Raw genomic sequence first — 14,883 nt, forward strand, 5'->3', positions numbered from 1 at the left:
TATTGTACCCTTTTTATTCTAATTTTCTTTGATTTGTGTAATTAGAATTACTAAGCTAAGTGAAATTTTGTTTCTTTGCAGCGTTTTTTAAAGTACCTATGCTTAATTTTGGTGACACCCTTTTTCATCCCTTACAAAATGCTTCTAAGCATGCTTTACCCGAAGCATTTACTTTCCCGTTTTATTATGAACCACATCCGTTAAGTATAGAAGCGGCAGAAACCTTACAGGCTTATTTAGAATCCCAAACCGATTTTAAGCATAATTTTGGATTGGATGCCACAATGGGAGGAAGTCCAGTTGGTAAGATGTTTGGTGTAATGGTGGTTAAAGATATTAAAGGGGATTTGGGGTTTCTGGCAGCCTTTTCTGGAAAGTTAACCGATAGCAATGATATAAATGGGTTTGTACCTGCTATATACAATACTCTAAATGAAGTGGGGTTCTATAAAAAGGGTGAGGCTAAGCTGAATGAAATGAACGCTACTATTGAGGCCTTCGAGAATGCTTCGGAGCTGCAAAAGGCAATAGCACAATTAAACGAGGATAAGGAAATTTACCAAGGTGAATTACAGACTCTTAAATCTGAAATTAAAGTTAAGAAGCAGCAGCGTAAGCAGCAGCGTGAGAAAGCTAAAGAAATAGTGCCGGCACAGGAATATGAAAAGCTGGTAGAAGAGTTAAAACATGAGAGTATTAGCTATCAGTTGCGTTTAAAGCGTTTAAAATTATACTGGGAAGCCAAGATACAGGAAGATAAAGATGTTTTAAACGTTTTAAAGCAGCCTATAAGGGAATTAAAACAAAAGCGAAGTGAGCTATCGGCATCCTTGCAAAAGCGCATACATGAACAGTATAAATTTTTAAACGCCAAAATAGAGACTAAAGATTTACTTGCTATTTTTAAGAAGACTAAAGCATCGGTTCCTCCGGCTGGATCTGGTGAATGTGCAGCTCCTAAATTGTTTCAGTATGCTTACAGAAATAATTTAACGCCTATTTGTATGGCAGAATTTTGGTGGGGTTTATCACCAAAATCTGAAGTGCGAAAACACAAACACTATTATCCTTCCTGTAGAAGTAAATGTGAACCTATTTTGGGGCATATGATGGAAGGATTGCCAGTTGATGAAAACCCCATTGAAAAGGCTGTTAAGTTTGATGGATTTTTAGATGTTATTTATGAAGACGATCATTTGTTGGTCGTTAATAAACCTCATGAGTTTTTATCTGTGCCAGGAAAAACATTAAAAGAATCGGTGCTTACCCGAATGCAATGTTATTTGCCAAATGCCACAGGCCCTTTATTAGTACATCGTTTAGATATGTCTACTTCAGGACTCTTATTGGTTGCCAAAAATGAGCATGTACATAAGCAGTTGCAGAGACAGTTTATAGAACGTACCATACAAAAGCGCTATGTAGCATTGTTAGATGGACGTATTAAAGCAAATAAAGGGAGTATTAGTCTGCCTTTACGGGTTGATTTAGATAACAGGCCTCAACAGTTGGTTTGTTATGATTACGGTAAACCAGCTAAAACAATGTATGAAGTATTAGCTGTTGAAAATGGAAAAACCCGTGTTTATTTTTATCCTTTAACCGGACGTACACATCAGTTAAGGGTGCATGCAGCCCATGTAGATGGTTTAGAAGCGCCTATAGTTGGGGATGACCTATACGGTGTAAAAGGAGACCGTCTTCATCTACATGCCGAGTTATTGCGCTTTACGCACCCTATAACCAAGAAAACACTTAACATACAGAGTAAGGCTCCTTTTTAGGGTTTAAGTAAAACACAAGTGCACAGTGCTTTATTTGTGTATTTTTAGATTAGAAAAAGTATTGTGGTAATTATAAAATACCTGTGAATTTTATGAAATATAAATGCATAATATTTGATTGTGATGGTGTACTCGTTGATAGCGAAGAAATTTCAAATGAAGTATTGATTGAAATGATGGATGCTATTGGCGTAAAAATGGAAATGGAATATGCGATGGAAAATTTTACTGGGAAATCACTGAATAGCATTTTAAAATTTATAGAAAGCCTGATTGACAAAAAAGTGCCAAGTCATTTTGAAAAGGAGTTTAGGGAACGCACTTTTAAACGTTTTAAAACAGATTTAAAGCCAATAAAAGGAATACATACTTTATTGGAAAAAATTTCTGTTCCGTATTGTGTGGCTTCTAGCGGACCGACAGAAAAAATAAAACTGAATTTAGCAACAACTGGTTTGATAGGAAAGTTTGAAAATAGAATATTTAGCTCATACGAGATTGGAAGCTGGAAACCAAGTCCCGAAATTTTTGAATATGCAGCAAGTGAAATGGGGTTCAAGCCTAGCGAATGTGCCGTTATTGAGGATAGTATTTATGGGGTAATTGCAGCAAAAAGAGGCGGGTTTGATGTTTTTGGCTTGGCAAATGGAAAAAAACAATATGAATTTGAAAATGAGGGAGCCACAGTATTTTTCGAAATGGAAAAATTGATAGACTTGCTAGAGGTGTAAAGATGCTGTGAGTAGCAGATTTACGCCCTGCCAGTTTTTAAATTATAAAGAAAGTAATAAGCTAAGCCCTAGTCCCTTATTGTTTTGTTTTCCATTCAAATCTTTAATGATATCTTGCATGCCATATTCATAATAGAGTTCTAGTTCAAGTTCATTGTCAGATCCAATAAAGTGGGATAAACCAAAGCGTATACCATAATCATTACTGCTTAAGTTTTTATTCTCTTTATTCAGCCTAAAAGCATAATAAGGAGAAACCATAGCTCTAATGCCTCCTTGTGTATGTATCAATGAACCATTTAGTATTTTTATTCCAAATTCAACAGGAAAACGTAAATAGTTGATTGAAAAATTCCTAACTCCCTTGGAATTAAATCCGAATCCGGTCCTAAATAAGTATAAATCATTAACTTCTTTAGAATAAAATAAGTCTGCGGTAAATCCATTTCTGTGGTCAAACTCGCCATTGTTCATAATATTTCTAACTATGCCTAGGCGTAATCCATACCCTGGGTCAATGTGTGTTGTTTTTTGCTTAGGCTTATCAACGATTATGGGAATATTAGTTCCTTTCAATGTTAGAAATTCTATGAAATCTCCTTTTTTACGAGATCCCGTTTGGGTTTTTAATAATTCATTTTTGGGAGTCAATACCACATAGTATGGTATGCCAGTGTTGTTATATTCTTTAGCTGATTTTGCTCCTTTTTGTGTATCTCTGTTAATTTCTACAGCAATATAATTTTTGTTGATTAGGTCTATTATTTCTCGATCAGTATGTATGTATTTTTTCATCCAATTGCATGGGCCGCACCAGGGGGCAGTGAAGAATAAAAGTACTTTTTTGTTCTCGTTTTTAGCTTTTATAAAGGCTTTTTTTAAGGATAATTTATTAAAGATATTGTTTTCTTGTGGGAGCCTTACTTCAATTCGATATGCCAATGTAATATCATTTCTTGGTTGCCCTTTCCAAGAACCTATAGCTTCTTTTTCAATCTTTAAATCAATAACATTACTTGTCTTTTGCAAAGCGGGAAAAAATAGTTTGTAACTTATTTCGTTTTTGTCATTTAAAGGTGTTTTAGATCCTAATGAAATGCCTTCACTTTTTAAGACAAACATTTTTTTATTACTGTCTTCGTCTGAAATATATGTGGTTTTGGGAATGGTAATCCAGTTTTTTTCTTTATTTCTACTGGTAATATGAAGTATGGTTTCCGTTTCGTTTAATTCAATTTTTTTAATTAAAGTGTTCTTTTTGTATATCCTACTGTATTTAGGGTTTTCGATAATTTCTTGGGAAAATATGTTTATACAAATAAAGGTGATAGCATAACATAACAACTGTTTTTTCATATTGAGATCGTTTATATTTTTTGTTTTTTTAATACAATTCTTAATTCCATTTGCATTTTATTTTAGTCCCTGTTGTACTGTGAAAAACTTTTAATGTCTTATTAAACTAAAATGTTTTAACGGTTAAAATGAAAATTAAGTATGTGAGAAAAATATTGTAATTATCAAAAATAACCAGCGTTGTAGGTTTTTTTTAATCAACTTTAATATTGAAGAGCCATTGATATATAATCGGAGCATCAAAAAATGTTGCTTCAGATGGCTTTTTGGGAATAGTTTAATGGGACAAAATAGTCATAACAGTGATTGAATGGGGGCAATTGGTTTTGCTAGTAGAGCTTTTAGGTTATTTTTGCATAGGCATAAATTTCTATAAATAGCAAAAAAGGAGCTGTCTTTTTTAGACAACTCCTTTTTAATCAAAAAGAATTCTTCGACGCTCTGCTCTGCGTCGGGGTTTCCGTTGAAATTGTCATTCCCGTGAAATCGAAGATTCATGAATACAAAAAATTTAAAATATTGTATATGAATAAAACGGGAATCTAAATACAGAATTTCGGTTTTTGACCTTGTGAGGTCAAAATGAAACGAGCGAAATACCCCTACGGCTCTGCCTCGGGATAGTTCGTTTCAAGAAATTCTTTATTTCCATGGAACAACTAAATCTAATCGACCGTTGTTGCATTTAGTTTTTTGCTCCATACCTCACCGTTAGGGTAACTATAGGTTTCTAGCGATTCTGGTTTCATGGTAATACTGTATCCTGGTTGTTTAGGTGGCATATAAGCCCCGTTTTTAATCACTACGGGCTCGAAAAAGTGCTCATGTAAATGGTCTACAAATTCAATAATTCGACCTTCTGTTGTTCCGCTTACAGCAATATAATCAATCATAGATAAGTGTTGTACGTATTCACATAAACCTACACCTCCGGCATGCGGACATACGGGTACATTGTATTTGGCAGCGATGAGCAAAATAGCTAATATTTCATTAACACCACCAACACGACAGCTATCTATTTGGCAAATTTGAAGCGCATTTGCTTGTATAAGTTGCTTAAAAATAACACGGTTTTGACAGTGTTCGCCCGTTGCTACCTTTATGGGAGACACGGCCTTTGCTATTTTAGCATGTCCCAAAATATCATCTGGACTAGTGGGCTCTTCAATCCAATACGGATTGAATTTTTTTAAGGAAGCCATATTTTCAATAGCCTCGTCTACATCCCATTTTTGGTTGGCATCCATCATTAATTGAAGGTCGTCACCAATTTCTTCACGAATAATGGCAGCACGACGCATATCGTCTTGTAAATCGGAGCCAACTTTTATTTTCATGTGTTTAAAACCTTCAGCTTTAGCTTCACGGCATAAACGGCGCATTTTCTCATCAGAATAGCCTAACCAGCCAGCCGAAGTAGTGTAAGCAGGATAACCATTTTCCAATAAATTCGCAATGCGTTCATGTTTAGTAGTTTCTTGCTTTTTTAATAACTCCAATGCTTCATTTGGTCTAATCGCATCGGTTATATAAGTGAAATCTATACAGGAAACAAATTCCTCTGGAGACATGTCGGCAATTAATCTCCATAGTGGTTTACCTGCTACTTTAGCATATAAATCCCAAACAGCATTTACTACAGCACCAGTAGCCAAATGTATAACGCCTTTTTCTGGGCCTAACCAGCGCAATTGGCTATCGCTTGTAATCATTTTCCAAAACGCACCCATGTTTTGCGTAAATGATTCTAAAGATTTGCCCACTACCAAATGCGATAACGCATTGATGGCCGCTACACATAACTCGTTACCACGACCAATGGTAAATGTTAATCCATGTCCTTCAAACTCTGGGTGATTGGTCTTTAAAATAACATATGCAGCAGAATAATCTGGATCTGGATTCATGGCATCAGAACCATCCAAGGCATCACTTGTAGGGAACCTTACGTCCTTACTAAGCAACTCAGTTATTATTATAGGTGTATTCATAATTTATTTAATAAGTGTCTATGGCAAAACTAGGGTATCTTTAAGATTGTTTCTACTAATTTAACAACTCTTGCTAATACTTTTTTTGCTTTTTAAACAAGTACGCTCGTACCATAGGTTTGTTGGTTATTTTATCGAAAAAATAAAGATAAAGCGTTACTTTTTACGGCTATTTTTATGTTTTAAAGAAAACTGGCTTATGTTTTTTCTTGTTTATTGGCTTTTGGTGAAATTTCAATAACATCTTATAACATCAAGGCTCATTGTTATTTCAAAATTGAATTTGATATGATAAAAGTCATATTTTAATAGTCCTGTATGGCTGAACTTTGTGTAAGAATTTAAAAGGTAAATCACAATGAGGGAGTTTAAAAATATAAGTTCAGGTATTTGGAGTTTGCTAGTAACTTTCCTTTTTATAACACAAGTAAGCGCCCAAGAGTTTAGTTTAATAAATGGTGAATCTTCTTTAACAGTTTTTGGAACTTCTAGTTTGCACGATTGGCATATAGAAGCAGAGGCACAAAGTGGTAGTATTGAGTTTAGAGATGCGAGCAATTGTGTGATAAAAGCTTGTCGGGTTAAAATAGTATCAGAGAGTTTGAAGAGCGGAAAGAGGTCTATGGATAAGAATACTTTTAAAGCTTTAAAAACAGATGATTATCCAAATGTGTTGTTTCAGTTAGTTGAGGTAAAAGAGTTGGAAGACAAGGGAAATGGCAAATTTAAGGTTAGAACTATAGGAGATTTAACAATTACAGGAGTTAAAAAGCGGTTAGATTTAGATTTTATAGTTGAGATAACCGATGAAAAAGTGAGTTTAACAGGAGAAAAAAATATAAAAATGACAGACTTTAATATTGACCCGCCAACGGCATTGTTTGGAACGATCACAACAGGAAACGATTTAACCATAAAATTCACAACAATTTTTAGATAAACAATAGAATAACTTAATACTAAATTTAAATATCATGAAATCAATTTTAAAAAGATCAATGTTATTGATAGCCATATTAACCGGATTTAGTTTTTATGCGCAAAACAGAAGTTTAGATAACTATAGGGATCCAGACCAACGAGGCGTTAATGTCTTTGAGCCAGCTAAGGATACTGTTTCTACATATGATGGGGTTAAGGTAAGACTTGGAGGGGCTTCTACATTACAATTCCAAGCCTTGTCACAGGAAAATTCAAATAGCGACATTACACTTACAGATTTAGGATCTAATTTTAACCTAGCAACAGCAAACTTAGATTTAGATGTCGCTTTATATGATGGTGTTAGAATGCATTTGCGTACCTATTTGTCTTCACAACATCACACAGAAGCCTATGTTAAAGGCGGGTATATCCAAATAGATAAATTAGACTTTATCAGTGAAGGGTTTGCAGAAGATCTAATGAAGTACGTTAGAATTAAAATTGGACATATGGAAAATAACTATGGTGATGGTCACTTTAGAAGAAGTGATAACGCCATGGCATTACACAATCCTTTTGTTGGGAATTACATTATGGATGCCTTTACTACCGAAGTAGGAGCAGAGGTATATTATCTTAATAAAGGTTGGTTAGGTATGCTCGGATTAACTAACGGGAAATTAAATCAAAATGTAACCGATAAAGATCAAACAAGCCCATCGTTTTTAGCAAAGTTTGGATATGATAAACAAGTTAATGATGACTTCCGTTTCCGTTTAACAGGATCGTTATTCCACAGTGCTCATAATAATGCCAGAGGTATCTACCTTTATAGCGGTGATAGAGCAGGATCTCGTTATTATACTGTAATGAATGGAAAAGATATTAATGGGGACGCTGTAGGGGACAGTTTTAGAGCAGGTAGAATCAATCCAGACTTAAAAAATGAGATGACAGCCTTCATGATCAACCCATTCTTAAAATATAAAGGATTGGAATTCTTCGGAATTATTGAATCAGCCAAAGGTAAAAAAGTTAGTGAAACCAACGATAGAACTTGGAATCAAGTATCAGGTGAGTTGCTTTACAGATTCGGAAATAAAGAAAACTTATACTTAGGAACACGTTATAATACCGTTAATGGTGAGTTAGCAAGTGGAGATGATGTTACTGTAAACAGATTCCAATTAACAGCAGGTTGGTTTATGACCAAGAATATCTTAATGAAAGCTGAGTATGTTAACCAAGAATATAACGATTATCCTAATTCCGATATTCATTATGAAGGTAAGTTTAATGGTTTAGTTTTAGAAGCAGCCATTAGTTTTTAAAATGTAATAGTGAATAAACTAATAATTAGTAAAGCCTCTGGGTAATATGACTGTAATTTGGCATATGTTCAGGGGCTCATTTTTTAGAATCAGATCGAAAATAGTAACTTTGTTAGTGTAACAACTGATGGTAAAGGTGAAATGAACATTCATAAATTTCATTCGGTAGCCAGGTCTGATAATTGAGAAGCAAAAGAAATAAACAGATGAAGCGGATTGTTTTTATAGTTATAATTATGACATTGTTGGCTTTTACGGAAAAGAGGAATACAACCTTGGTTGTTATAACACATGAAAGCTCCCTGTTTGTAAAAGGATCTACCAACATTAATAGTTTTACATGTTATTATAATATTAATCAATTGGTAAAACCAATTCCTGTTTTTTTTGAAAAAAAGGATGGTAAAATCGTTTTTACTAAAGCAACCCTGATTTTAGACAATGTGCATTTCGATTGTGGTCATAAAGGTATGAACAATGATTTTCAAGAGTTGTTGAAATCAGAAATGTATCCTCAAATATTCCTTACCCTAAAGGGAATTAAAAAAGGCACATTAAATAAAAACATTGTTCAAGCAGATTTGGATTTAAACATAGCAGGTGTTACAAGATCGTATACAGTTCCTGTTAAATTGGATGCAGGTAAAAGTATGAATGTTGAAGGGATCTTGAATTTAAGGATTAGTGATTTTAACCTAGAACCACCCAAAAAATTTCTGGGTTTAGTGGTGGTGAAAGATGCCATTGAAATCAATTTTCAACTTCAACTTAAAGAAATATAACTTCTAAGAGACTGTTTAAAATTCGTTTTTGAAATTAGTTATAGGTCATTTTTTTGCCAATTAAGGCTTTTAAACCGGAGTTTAGCAGCGCTAAATGAGGATTTTCATAACGAAAAGTGGTGAAAAAAGGGGGATAACAAAACCAAAAGGTGGAATTTAAACAGTCTCTAAAAGATTCTTGTCTTTTTTATTAACTTTGTAGCCTTTAATTAATTAGATGGGCACTAGAAAAAAAGTAGCATTTTATACATTAGGATGTAAATTGAATTTTTCTGAAACTTCAACGATAGCAAGGGGATTTACTAACGAAGGTTTTGATCGTGTAGATTTTTCAGAAAAGGCAGATATTTATGTTATTAATACCTGTTCGGTAACCGAAAATGCCGACAAACGCTTTAAATCTATAGTAAAGCAAGCGCATAAAAGCAATCCAGATGCTTTTGTTGCGGCAATTGGTTGTTATGCGCAACTTAAGCCACATGAATTGGCAGATGTTAATGGTGTAGATTTGGTTCTTGGTGCTACCGAAAAGTTTAATTTAACAAGTTATATAAACGATTTATTAAATCAGCCGAACCGTAATCGAGGCATAGGAGAGGTGCATTCCTGCGATATTGAAGACGCCGATTTTTATGTAGGTTCCTATTCAATAGGCGATCGTACCCGAGCCTTTTTAAAGGTACAGGATGGCTGTGATTATAAATGTACTTACTGTACTATTCCTTTGGCACGAGGTATTTCAAGAAGTGACAGCTTGAAGAATGTATTGCAAAATGCCAGGGAGATATCTGAACAAAACATTAAAGAGATCGTTTTAACAGGTGTTAACATTGGTGATTATGGTAAAGGAGAGTTTGGAAATAAAAAACACGAGCACACCTTTTTTGAACTTGTTCAGGCTTTAGATATGGTTGATGGCATTGAACGTTTGCGTATTTCGTCTATAGAACCTAATTTGTTAAAGAATGAAACGATAGACTTTGTTTCGTCAAGTAAGTCTTTTGTGCCACATTTTCACATTCCGTTACAAAGTGGTAGCAATACCATTCTTAAAAAAATGAAACGCCGCTATATGCGTGAATTATATGTAGATCGTGTATCGAGAATAAGGGAGGTAATGCCACATGCCTGTATTGGTGTAGATGTTATTGTTGGATTTCCGGGGGAAACAGATACACATTTTCTTGAAACCTATAATTTTTTAAACACGCTCGATATTTCTTATTTACATGTGTTCACCTATTCTGAACGCGATAACACCGAAGCAGTTGGAATGGATGGTGTAGTACCAATGAAGGTCAGGAGTAAGCGAAGTAAGATGCTACGCGGTTTATCGGTTAAAAAGCGTCGCGCATTTTATGAAAGTCAATTAGGAAGCTTCCGTAAAGTGCTCTTCGAAAGTGAAAATAAGGAAGGATATATCCATGGCTTTACAGAAAACTATGTAAAGGTAAAAACACCGTGGAATCCAGAATTAGTAAATACGTTACATGATATTGAATTAACCAAAATTGATGACGACGGTTTGGTTCGATTTGAGTTCGCAAATGTATATTGCAGCTAGTTTACACTATTGATTTACAGGTTTAACCGAATTTTGTACATCTTACCCGATTTTTTGTACAAATAACGTATTGACTTTTATTTTTACTTCATATAATCCCCAAATTGTATGAAAAAATTAGTTTCAATATGTTACTTAGCCTGTTTGTTGGTATTCTTTTCTAGTTGTAGTAGTGATGATGTCGATGTTGCTCTTGAAGGAACTTGGAATCTGTCCGCTTGGCAGGTAAACACCCCAATGGATTTAAATAGTGATGGTGTAAAAAGTACTAACCTACTAACAGAGTTTGGTTATTTAAATAATTCAACTTTAGTCATTACCGACAATTTTAACGGAAGTATTTTTTATTCGGCATTACATGTTTCATTTAATGCTGTGGCAGAAGGTGAAATGTTGACTTTCATGTCTACTTCGGTTACAGATTCAGATAATGCACCACTCCCTTTTACTTATACCAAAAGTGATAATACTATTGTTGTCGATGCAGATATTACACTTAATAAAGTTGGAGGTAGCTCGGTTTTAACATTTAAAGATAATACGCTTACAATGGAAGTTGCTAACGGGTTTGTGGTTAAGGATAGTGAAACGTCAGAAACTATTCTTTCTCAAGACGTGACCTATGTATTCACAAAAGGATAAGATTGTGTGCTTCTCGTTACACCAATTTAAAAAAAAATGATGTTTTTTGTATGCTGACAAAAGGCATATATTATGTGCGTAAACTTAAATTTGAATAAGAATTAGTCTGCTCTTAGGAATATATTAGGCATCAATAAACAACCTTTGCTTCCAATAAGCAGAGGGCTTTTCCGTACTAGACTATTTTAAGTAAAACAGCTTAAATCCTTACGCCTACCGGTAGCATTCGTTTGTATTTTCTATTGCTTCTAACAAATTTAGCAATTTCAGGGCTTGTAGGGACAACACTTAAATTACGGTCTTCGATGTGTTTAAAAACAGCAGATAGAAATTCTTTACTAAAACCTTCGTCATTAATTTCTTCAGGAATAACAAGCTTTGTTAAAAAAATTTTGCGCTCTTGCAAGGAGTATTCAATTTTAGCTAAATGATCATCAACTTTAATTTCAAATTGGCGTAAGAAATCATTGTCTATTAATTCTGCAGCATCAATCATGGTGTGTATATGTTTTATTTCAATGGAATATTAATAGTGAGGACTATTTTATTAGCTTTGTGGTACAAATTTACAAAAAAAAAGTATCATTCTAAAGGAGAATTTAAGTTAATGCCTTATTAAATAAACTATTAGGTGCATTTTTATGCTTAAAGTGAAGTAGCTTTTATCGTTTGTGAAAATTTATTAGAATAAATGCCACAAGAGACAATTCATGTTTATTTGATGCCGGGCATGGCTGCCAGTCCAGTTATTTTTGAGCATATTAAATTGCCCGAGGATCGGTTTAAAATCCATTGGCTAGAATGGATAATGCCTTTAAGCAATAATGAATCGCTTTATGATTATGCCTTGCGAGTTTCTAGAAACATAAAACACGATGATATTGTATTATTAGGTGTGTCATTTGGAGGTGTCTTGGTTCAAGAAATTAGTAAACATGTCAAGGTTAAAAAGCTAATTATAGTTTCGAGTGTGAAAACTGTTAGGGAGTTACCTGTGCAAATGTTGTTGGCATGTAAAACAAAAGCTTACAAGTTAATCCCGACACAATTGGCTGCGAATATAGATGTACTAGCAAAATATGCTTTTGGAAGTAGCGTTGCAAAGCGAATGGATTTATATAAAAAATACTTATCTGTTAACGATCCAGAGTATTTAAGTTGGGCCATTAAGAATATGGTGTGTTGGAAGCAAGAGTCTTTTCAAGATGATATAGTGCATATTCATGGCGATAATGATGCAGTATTTCCAATAAAAAATATTGAAACGTGTATTACAGTAAAAAATGGTTCGCATATAATGATTATCAATAAATATAAGTGGTTTAACGAGCATTTGCCGGAAATCATTTTAAATACTTAATGGGCTCTTTCAATTATTTTTTTTAATTTTATACAAAACTTTTTAATGATGAAGATAGTAGAAAAAGCACTGGCGTTTGTGGGATTATTAAGTTTATCTGCCTTGTTTATTTATGCATTACAAGACGCTCCTACCGATGAGAATTTTGAAACAAAACTCATAAACGATTATAACGTTTATGCATTACAGGTACCCGAAAATTTAGACTTTGCTGGTGAGCCTATGCCTTTAAAGAACCCTGATATTCTGGAACGTATGGATAGGGAGTTATTGGTTAATACTTATTGGCAGTCTAATGGTTTGCTTATGTTCAAAAGAGCTAAAAAATACTTTCCGGTTATGGAACCCATTCTGGCAAAGTATGGTGTGCCCGATGATTTTAAGTATTTAGCAGTGATAGAAAGCGGTTTGACCAATGCTGTATCGCCGGCAGGAGCCAGGGGAGTATGGCAAATCATGAAGTCTACTGGAAGAGAAAATGGCTTAGAAATTAACACGAATGTAGACGAAAGGTACAACTTAGAGAAAGCAACCGAAGTCGCTTGCAAATACCTATTAAAATCGAAAGAACAACTGGGGTCTTGGACACTGGCAGCAGCAGCATATAATGCAGGAAACGCAGGTGTCTCAAGACGTTTAAGTGAACAGAATGTTGCTAGTTATTATGATTTATTATTAGGAGAAGAAACCGGGCGTTACCTCTTTAGAATAGTAGCATTGAAAGAAATTTTAACACATCCTACAAAGTATGGTTTTAATTTCAGGGAGAAAGATTTGTATAGCAATGTGCCAACATATAAAGTTGAGGTCGATACTGCTGTAACCAATTTTTCAAAGTTTGCCGAAAACTTTGGGATCAATTATAAAATTCTAAAGCTTCATAACCCTTGGTTAAGAGAAGGCCACCTTAATAACAAGTCCAGAAAGCAATATTTTATCGATATTCCCAAAGAGGGGTATTATGATGTACAGTAAACTAACTCGATGAAAGTACACGAAGCATTTAAATCTCGATTATCGAGTAAATCTGGAAATGCTTGAACTAGTTCTGTAAAAATATAAGCTGTCTAATTTTAGGCAGCTTTTTTATTTGTTTTGATGTGCTTCTAAAAGATATTGATAGGTAACTATCATACCCAGCATTGGTCTTCAAACATTTTATACTTTATAAGATTCAAAAAAATGAAATCAAAAGACCGAAGTATCTAGAAAAAACAAGGCAACCATAAATCGATTTATGGTTGCCTTGTTTTATTATTATATGTATAGCCGTTTTAACCTCTTCTTTTCTGCTGTCTAAGTGAACCACCCGCTCCATAATGTTGATTAGGCATTTGTGCACGCTTCATATTATCTTTCATCATTTTAATTTGGTCTGTAAGCATACCACGCTTATCTAATTTTTGAGCCTCAGATAAGAGTCTTTGTGCTTCTTGCTTTCTACGTTTAGAAAAGGCAATGCCCGATAGGTTAAGTTTTGCCATGGCAAGGTCGTGATCCATCGATAGCCCTAAAGCTATTGCTTTCTTAAAGTATTTTTCCGCTTCATTCATATTGGTTTGTGAAACCATAATACCATGTAGGTAATTATAATAACCTTGCTGTTTTTTAACTAGTGCCGCTTCAGGATTTTTAATTTTGTTGAGCCATTTTTTAGCACCTTCAAAATCTTGTTTGCGCAATCTTAAAAAAGCCAATAAAATAAATTCATTCTTAAAATAAAGAAATACAAAAATCAAGGATAATAATATAAACATGATACCATTACCTACATACCCCTCTGTGAATTGATAAACTGCAAAAGCATTGATACCAGCCGCAATAATTAGTTTTATAATTTTATTGTACATTTTGACGTAATTTAAATAGGTGTTTTAGACACTTAATATCTTGTAAATAGTGCCTTTTAATTTAGACTGCAAAGAAACTAATTTTTTATTTAATTTACCCCATGCGATTTTAATAAATAAGGGAGTAAATTCACCTTCAGTAACTAGTGTTTTATAGTACTGGATCAAAAAAAATAAGCTTATAAAAATATTTTTTAAATAAGGTTTGTCAAAGTGAAAACTCTTTGTATATTTGCACTCAGTTTTGGAAAAACACCAAATTAAAGATAATACATTCAGATTTAAAGATACAAGGTAATGAGTAAAAGAACGTTTCAACCATCAAAAAGAAAGAGAAGAAACAAGCATGGTTTTAGAGAGCGAATGGCTTCTGCTAACGGTAGAAAAGTCCTTGCTCGTAGAAGAGCTAAGGGAAGAAAAAAACTTTCTGTATCTTCTGAAACAAGACATAAAAAATAATGATTTTTCATTGTTAATAATTTAAAGGTGTTGCTTATGTGTAACGCCTTTTTTTATATCTGGTCATCACCTAGCAATTTTAAAATTATATAAAGACAAAACAATA

General features: G+C 33.9%; 14 protein-coding genes. 10 read left to right on the forward strand and 4 right to left on the reverse strand.

All coding sequences use genetic code 11. The annotated features are described in order from the left end of the window. Positions 1–98 precede the first annotated feature (98 nt). Together JF259_RS11730 and JF259_RS11735 are read left to right on the forward strand one after the other, a co-directional pair. Complete coding sequence (locus JF259_RS11730) at positions 99–1,784, forward strand: RluA family pseudouridine synthase (RefSeq protein ID WP_199115523.1); 1,686 nt, start codon at positions 99–101, stop codon at positions 1,782–1,784. Positions 1,785–1,876: 92 nt separating this feature from the next. Continuing rightward, the gene (locus JF259_RS11735; RefSeq protein WP_199115524.1) at positions 1,877–2,515 is read left to right on the forward strand and encodes an HAD family hydrolase; all 639 of its coding nucleotides are present in this window, start codon (positions 1,877–1,879) and stop codon (positions 2,513–2,515) included. A gap of 42 nt (positions 2,516–2,557) precedes the next feature. On the opposite strand, the gene JF259_RS11740 is transcribed toward JF259_RS11735, so the two are convergent. Together JF259_RS11740 and JF259_RS11745 are read right to left on the reverse strand one after the other, a co-directional pair. Next, positions 2,558–3,871 (reverse strand): thioredoxin family protein, encoded by a 1,314-nt coding sequence (locus JF259_RS11740; protein WP_199115525.1) that lies wholly within the window; start codon positions 3,869–3,871, stop codon positions 2,558–2,560. 665 nt (positions 3,872–4,536) lie between these two features. Then, positions 4,537–5,865: an L-fuconate dehydratase gene (locus tag JF259_RS11745; RefSeq protein WP_199115526.1), complete on the reverse strand. Its 1,329-nt coding sequence runs from the start codon at positions 5,863–5,865 to the stop codon at positions 4,537–4,539. Positions 5,866–6,223: 358 nt separating this feature from the next. Here JF259_RS11745 and JF259_RS11750 point away from each other — a divergent pair, with 358 nt between their 5' ends. The 5 genes from JF259_RS11750 to JF259_RS11770 all read left to right on the forward strand — a co-directional run bounded on the left by JF259_RS11750 (position 6,224) and on the right by JF259_RS11770 (position 11,108). After that, positions 6,224–6,805, forward strand: a complete 582-nt coding sequence (locus JF259_RS11750) for a YceI family protein (RefSeq protein WP_199115527.1) — start codon at positions 6,224–6,226, stop codon at positions 6,803–6,805. Positions 6,806–6,839: 34 nt separating this feature from the next. Next, positions 6,840–8,120: a hypothetical protein gene (locus tag JF259_RS11755; RefSeq protein ID WP_199115528.1), complete on the forward strand. Its 1,281-nt coding sequence runs from the start codon at positions 6,840–6,842 to the stop codon at positions 8,118–8,120. A gap of 206 nt (positions 8,121–8,326) precedes the next feature. Then, positions 8,327–8,902, forward strand: a complete 576-nt coding sequence (locus JF259_RS11760) for a YceI family protein (RefSeq protein WP_199115529.1) — start codon at positions 8,327–8,329, stop codon at positions 8,900–8,902. Between the two features lie 217 nt (positions 8,903–9,119). Next, positions 9,120–10,466, forward strand: coding sequence for a tRNA (N(6)-L-threonylcarbamoyladenosine(37)-C(2))-methylthiotransferase MtaB (gene mtaB, locus JF259_RS11765; protein ID WP_199115530.1), 1,347 nt, complete (start codon positions 9,120–9,122; stop codon positions 10,464–10,466). Between the two features lie 108 nt (positions 10,467–10,574). Further along, positions 10,575–11,108: a hypothetical protein gene (locus tag JF259_RS11770; RefSeq protein ID WP_199115531.1), complete on the forward strand. Its 534-nt coding sequence runs from the start codon at positions 10,575–10,577 to the stop codon at positions 11,106–11,108. Positions 11,109–11,307: 199 nt separating this feature from the next. On the opposite strand, the gene JF259_RS11775 is transcribed toward JF259_RS11770, so the two are convergent. Next, positions 11,308–11,604 (reverse strand): N-acetyltransferase, encoded by a 297-nt coding sequence (locus JF259_RS11775; RefSeq protein ID WP_199115532.1) that lies wholly within the window; start codon positions 11,602–11,604, stop codon positions 11,308–11,310. Between the two features lie 195 nt (positions 11,605–11,799). Between JF259_RS11775 and JF259_RS11780 the strand changes: the two genes are divergently transcribed. Both JF259_RS11780 and JF259_RS11785 read left to right on the forward strand, forming a co-directional pair. Next, positions 11,800–12,468 (forward strand): alpha/beta hydrolase, encoded by a 669-nt coding sequence (locus JF259_RS11780; RefSeq protein ID WP_199115533.1) that lies wholly within the window; start codon positions 11,800–11,802, stop codon positions 12,466–12,468. A gap of 48 nt (positions 12,469–12,516) precedes the next feature. Beyond that, a complete protein-coding gene (locus JF259_RS11785; RefSeq protein WP_199115573.1) occupies positions 12,517–13,443 on the forward strand; it encodes a lytic transglycosylase domain-containing protein in 927 nt (308 codons plus the stop codon). A 299-nt stretch (positions 13,444–13,742) separates the two neighbouring features. On the opposite strand, the gene JF259_RS11790 is transcribed toward JF259_RS11785, so the two are convergent. Continuing rightward, a complete protein-coding gene (locus JF259_RS11790; RefSeq protein ID WP_199115534.1) occupies positions 13,743–14,318 on the reverse strand; it encodes a DUF2892 domain-containing protein in 576 nt (191 codons plus the stop codon). A 297-nt stretch (positions 14,319–14,615) separates the two neighbouring features. On the opposite strand from JF259_RS11790, the gene rpmH reads away from it, so the two are divergent. Then, positions 14,616–14,777: a 50S ribosomal protein L34 gene (gene rpmH / locus JF259_RS11795; protein WP_027878648.1), complete on the forward strand. Its 162-nt coding sequence runs from the start codon at positions 14,616–14,618 to the stop codon at positions 14,775–14,777. Positions 14,778–14,883: the final 106 nt, after the last annotated feature.

The sequence above is a fragment of the Snuella sedimenti genome, assembly GCF_016428595.1.
In the GTDB taxonomy this organism is placed as follows: domain Bacteria; phylum Bacteroidota; class Bacteroidia; order Flavobacteriales; family Flavobacteriaceae; genus Snuella; species Snuella sedimenti.

Bases quoted from the DNA above. Each gene is read 5' to 3' on its own strand.
- JF259_RS11730 (WP_199115523.1), top strand. From the start codon at position 99: ATGCTTAATTTTGGTGACACCCTTTTTCATCCCTTACAAAATGCTTCT.
- JF259_RS11735 (WP_199115524.1), top strand. From the start codon at position 1,877: ATGAAATATAAATGCATAATATTTGATTGTGATGGTGTACTCGTTGAT.
- JF259_RS11740 (WP_199115525.1), bottom strand. From the start codon at position 3,871: ATGAAAAAACAGTTGTTATGTTATGCTATCACCTTTATTTGTATAAAC.
- JF259_RS11745 (WP_199115526.1), bottom strand. From the start codon at position 5,865: ATGAATACACCTATAATAATAACTGAGTTGCTTAGTAAGGACGTAAGG.
- JF259_RS11750 (WP_199115527.1), top strand. From the start codon at position 6,224: ATGAGGGAGTTTAAAAATATAAGTTCAGGTATTTGGAGTTTGCTAGTA.
- JF259_RS11755 (WP_199115528.1), top strand. From the start codon at position 6,840: ATGAAATCAATTTTAAAAAGATCAATGTTATTGATAGCCATATTAACC.
- JF259_RS11760 (WP_199115529.1), top strand. From the start codon at position 8,327: ATGAAGCGGATTGTTTTTATAGTTATAATTATGACATTGTTGGCTTTT.
- mtaB (WP_199115530.1), top strand. From the start codon at position 9,120: ATGGGCACTAGAAAAAAAGTAGCATTTTATACATTAGGATGTAAATTG.
- JF259_RS11770 (WP_199115531.1), top strand. From the start codon at position 10,575: ATGAAAAAATTAGTTTCAATATGTTACTTAGCCTGTTTGTTGGTATTC.
- JF259_RS11775 (WP_199115532.1), bottom strand. From the start codon at position 11,604: ATGATTGATGCTGCAGAATTAATAGACAATGATTTCTTACGCCAATTT.
- JF259_RS11780 (WP_199115533.1), top strand. From the start codon at position 11,800: ATGCCACAAGAGACAATTCATGTTTATTTGATGCCGGGCATGGCTGCC.
- JF259_RS11785 (WP_199115573.1), top strand. From the start codon at position 12,517: ATGAAGATAGTAGAAAAAGCACTGGCGTTTGTGGGATTATTAAGTTTA.
- JF259_RS11790 (WP_199115534.1), bottom strand. From the start codon at position 14,318: ATGTACAATAAAATTATAAAACTAATTATTGCGGCTGGTATCAATGCT.
- rpmH (WP_027878648.1), top strand. From the start codon at position 14,616: ATGAGTAAAAGAACGTTTCAACCATCAAAAAGAAAGAGAAGAAACAAG.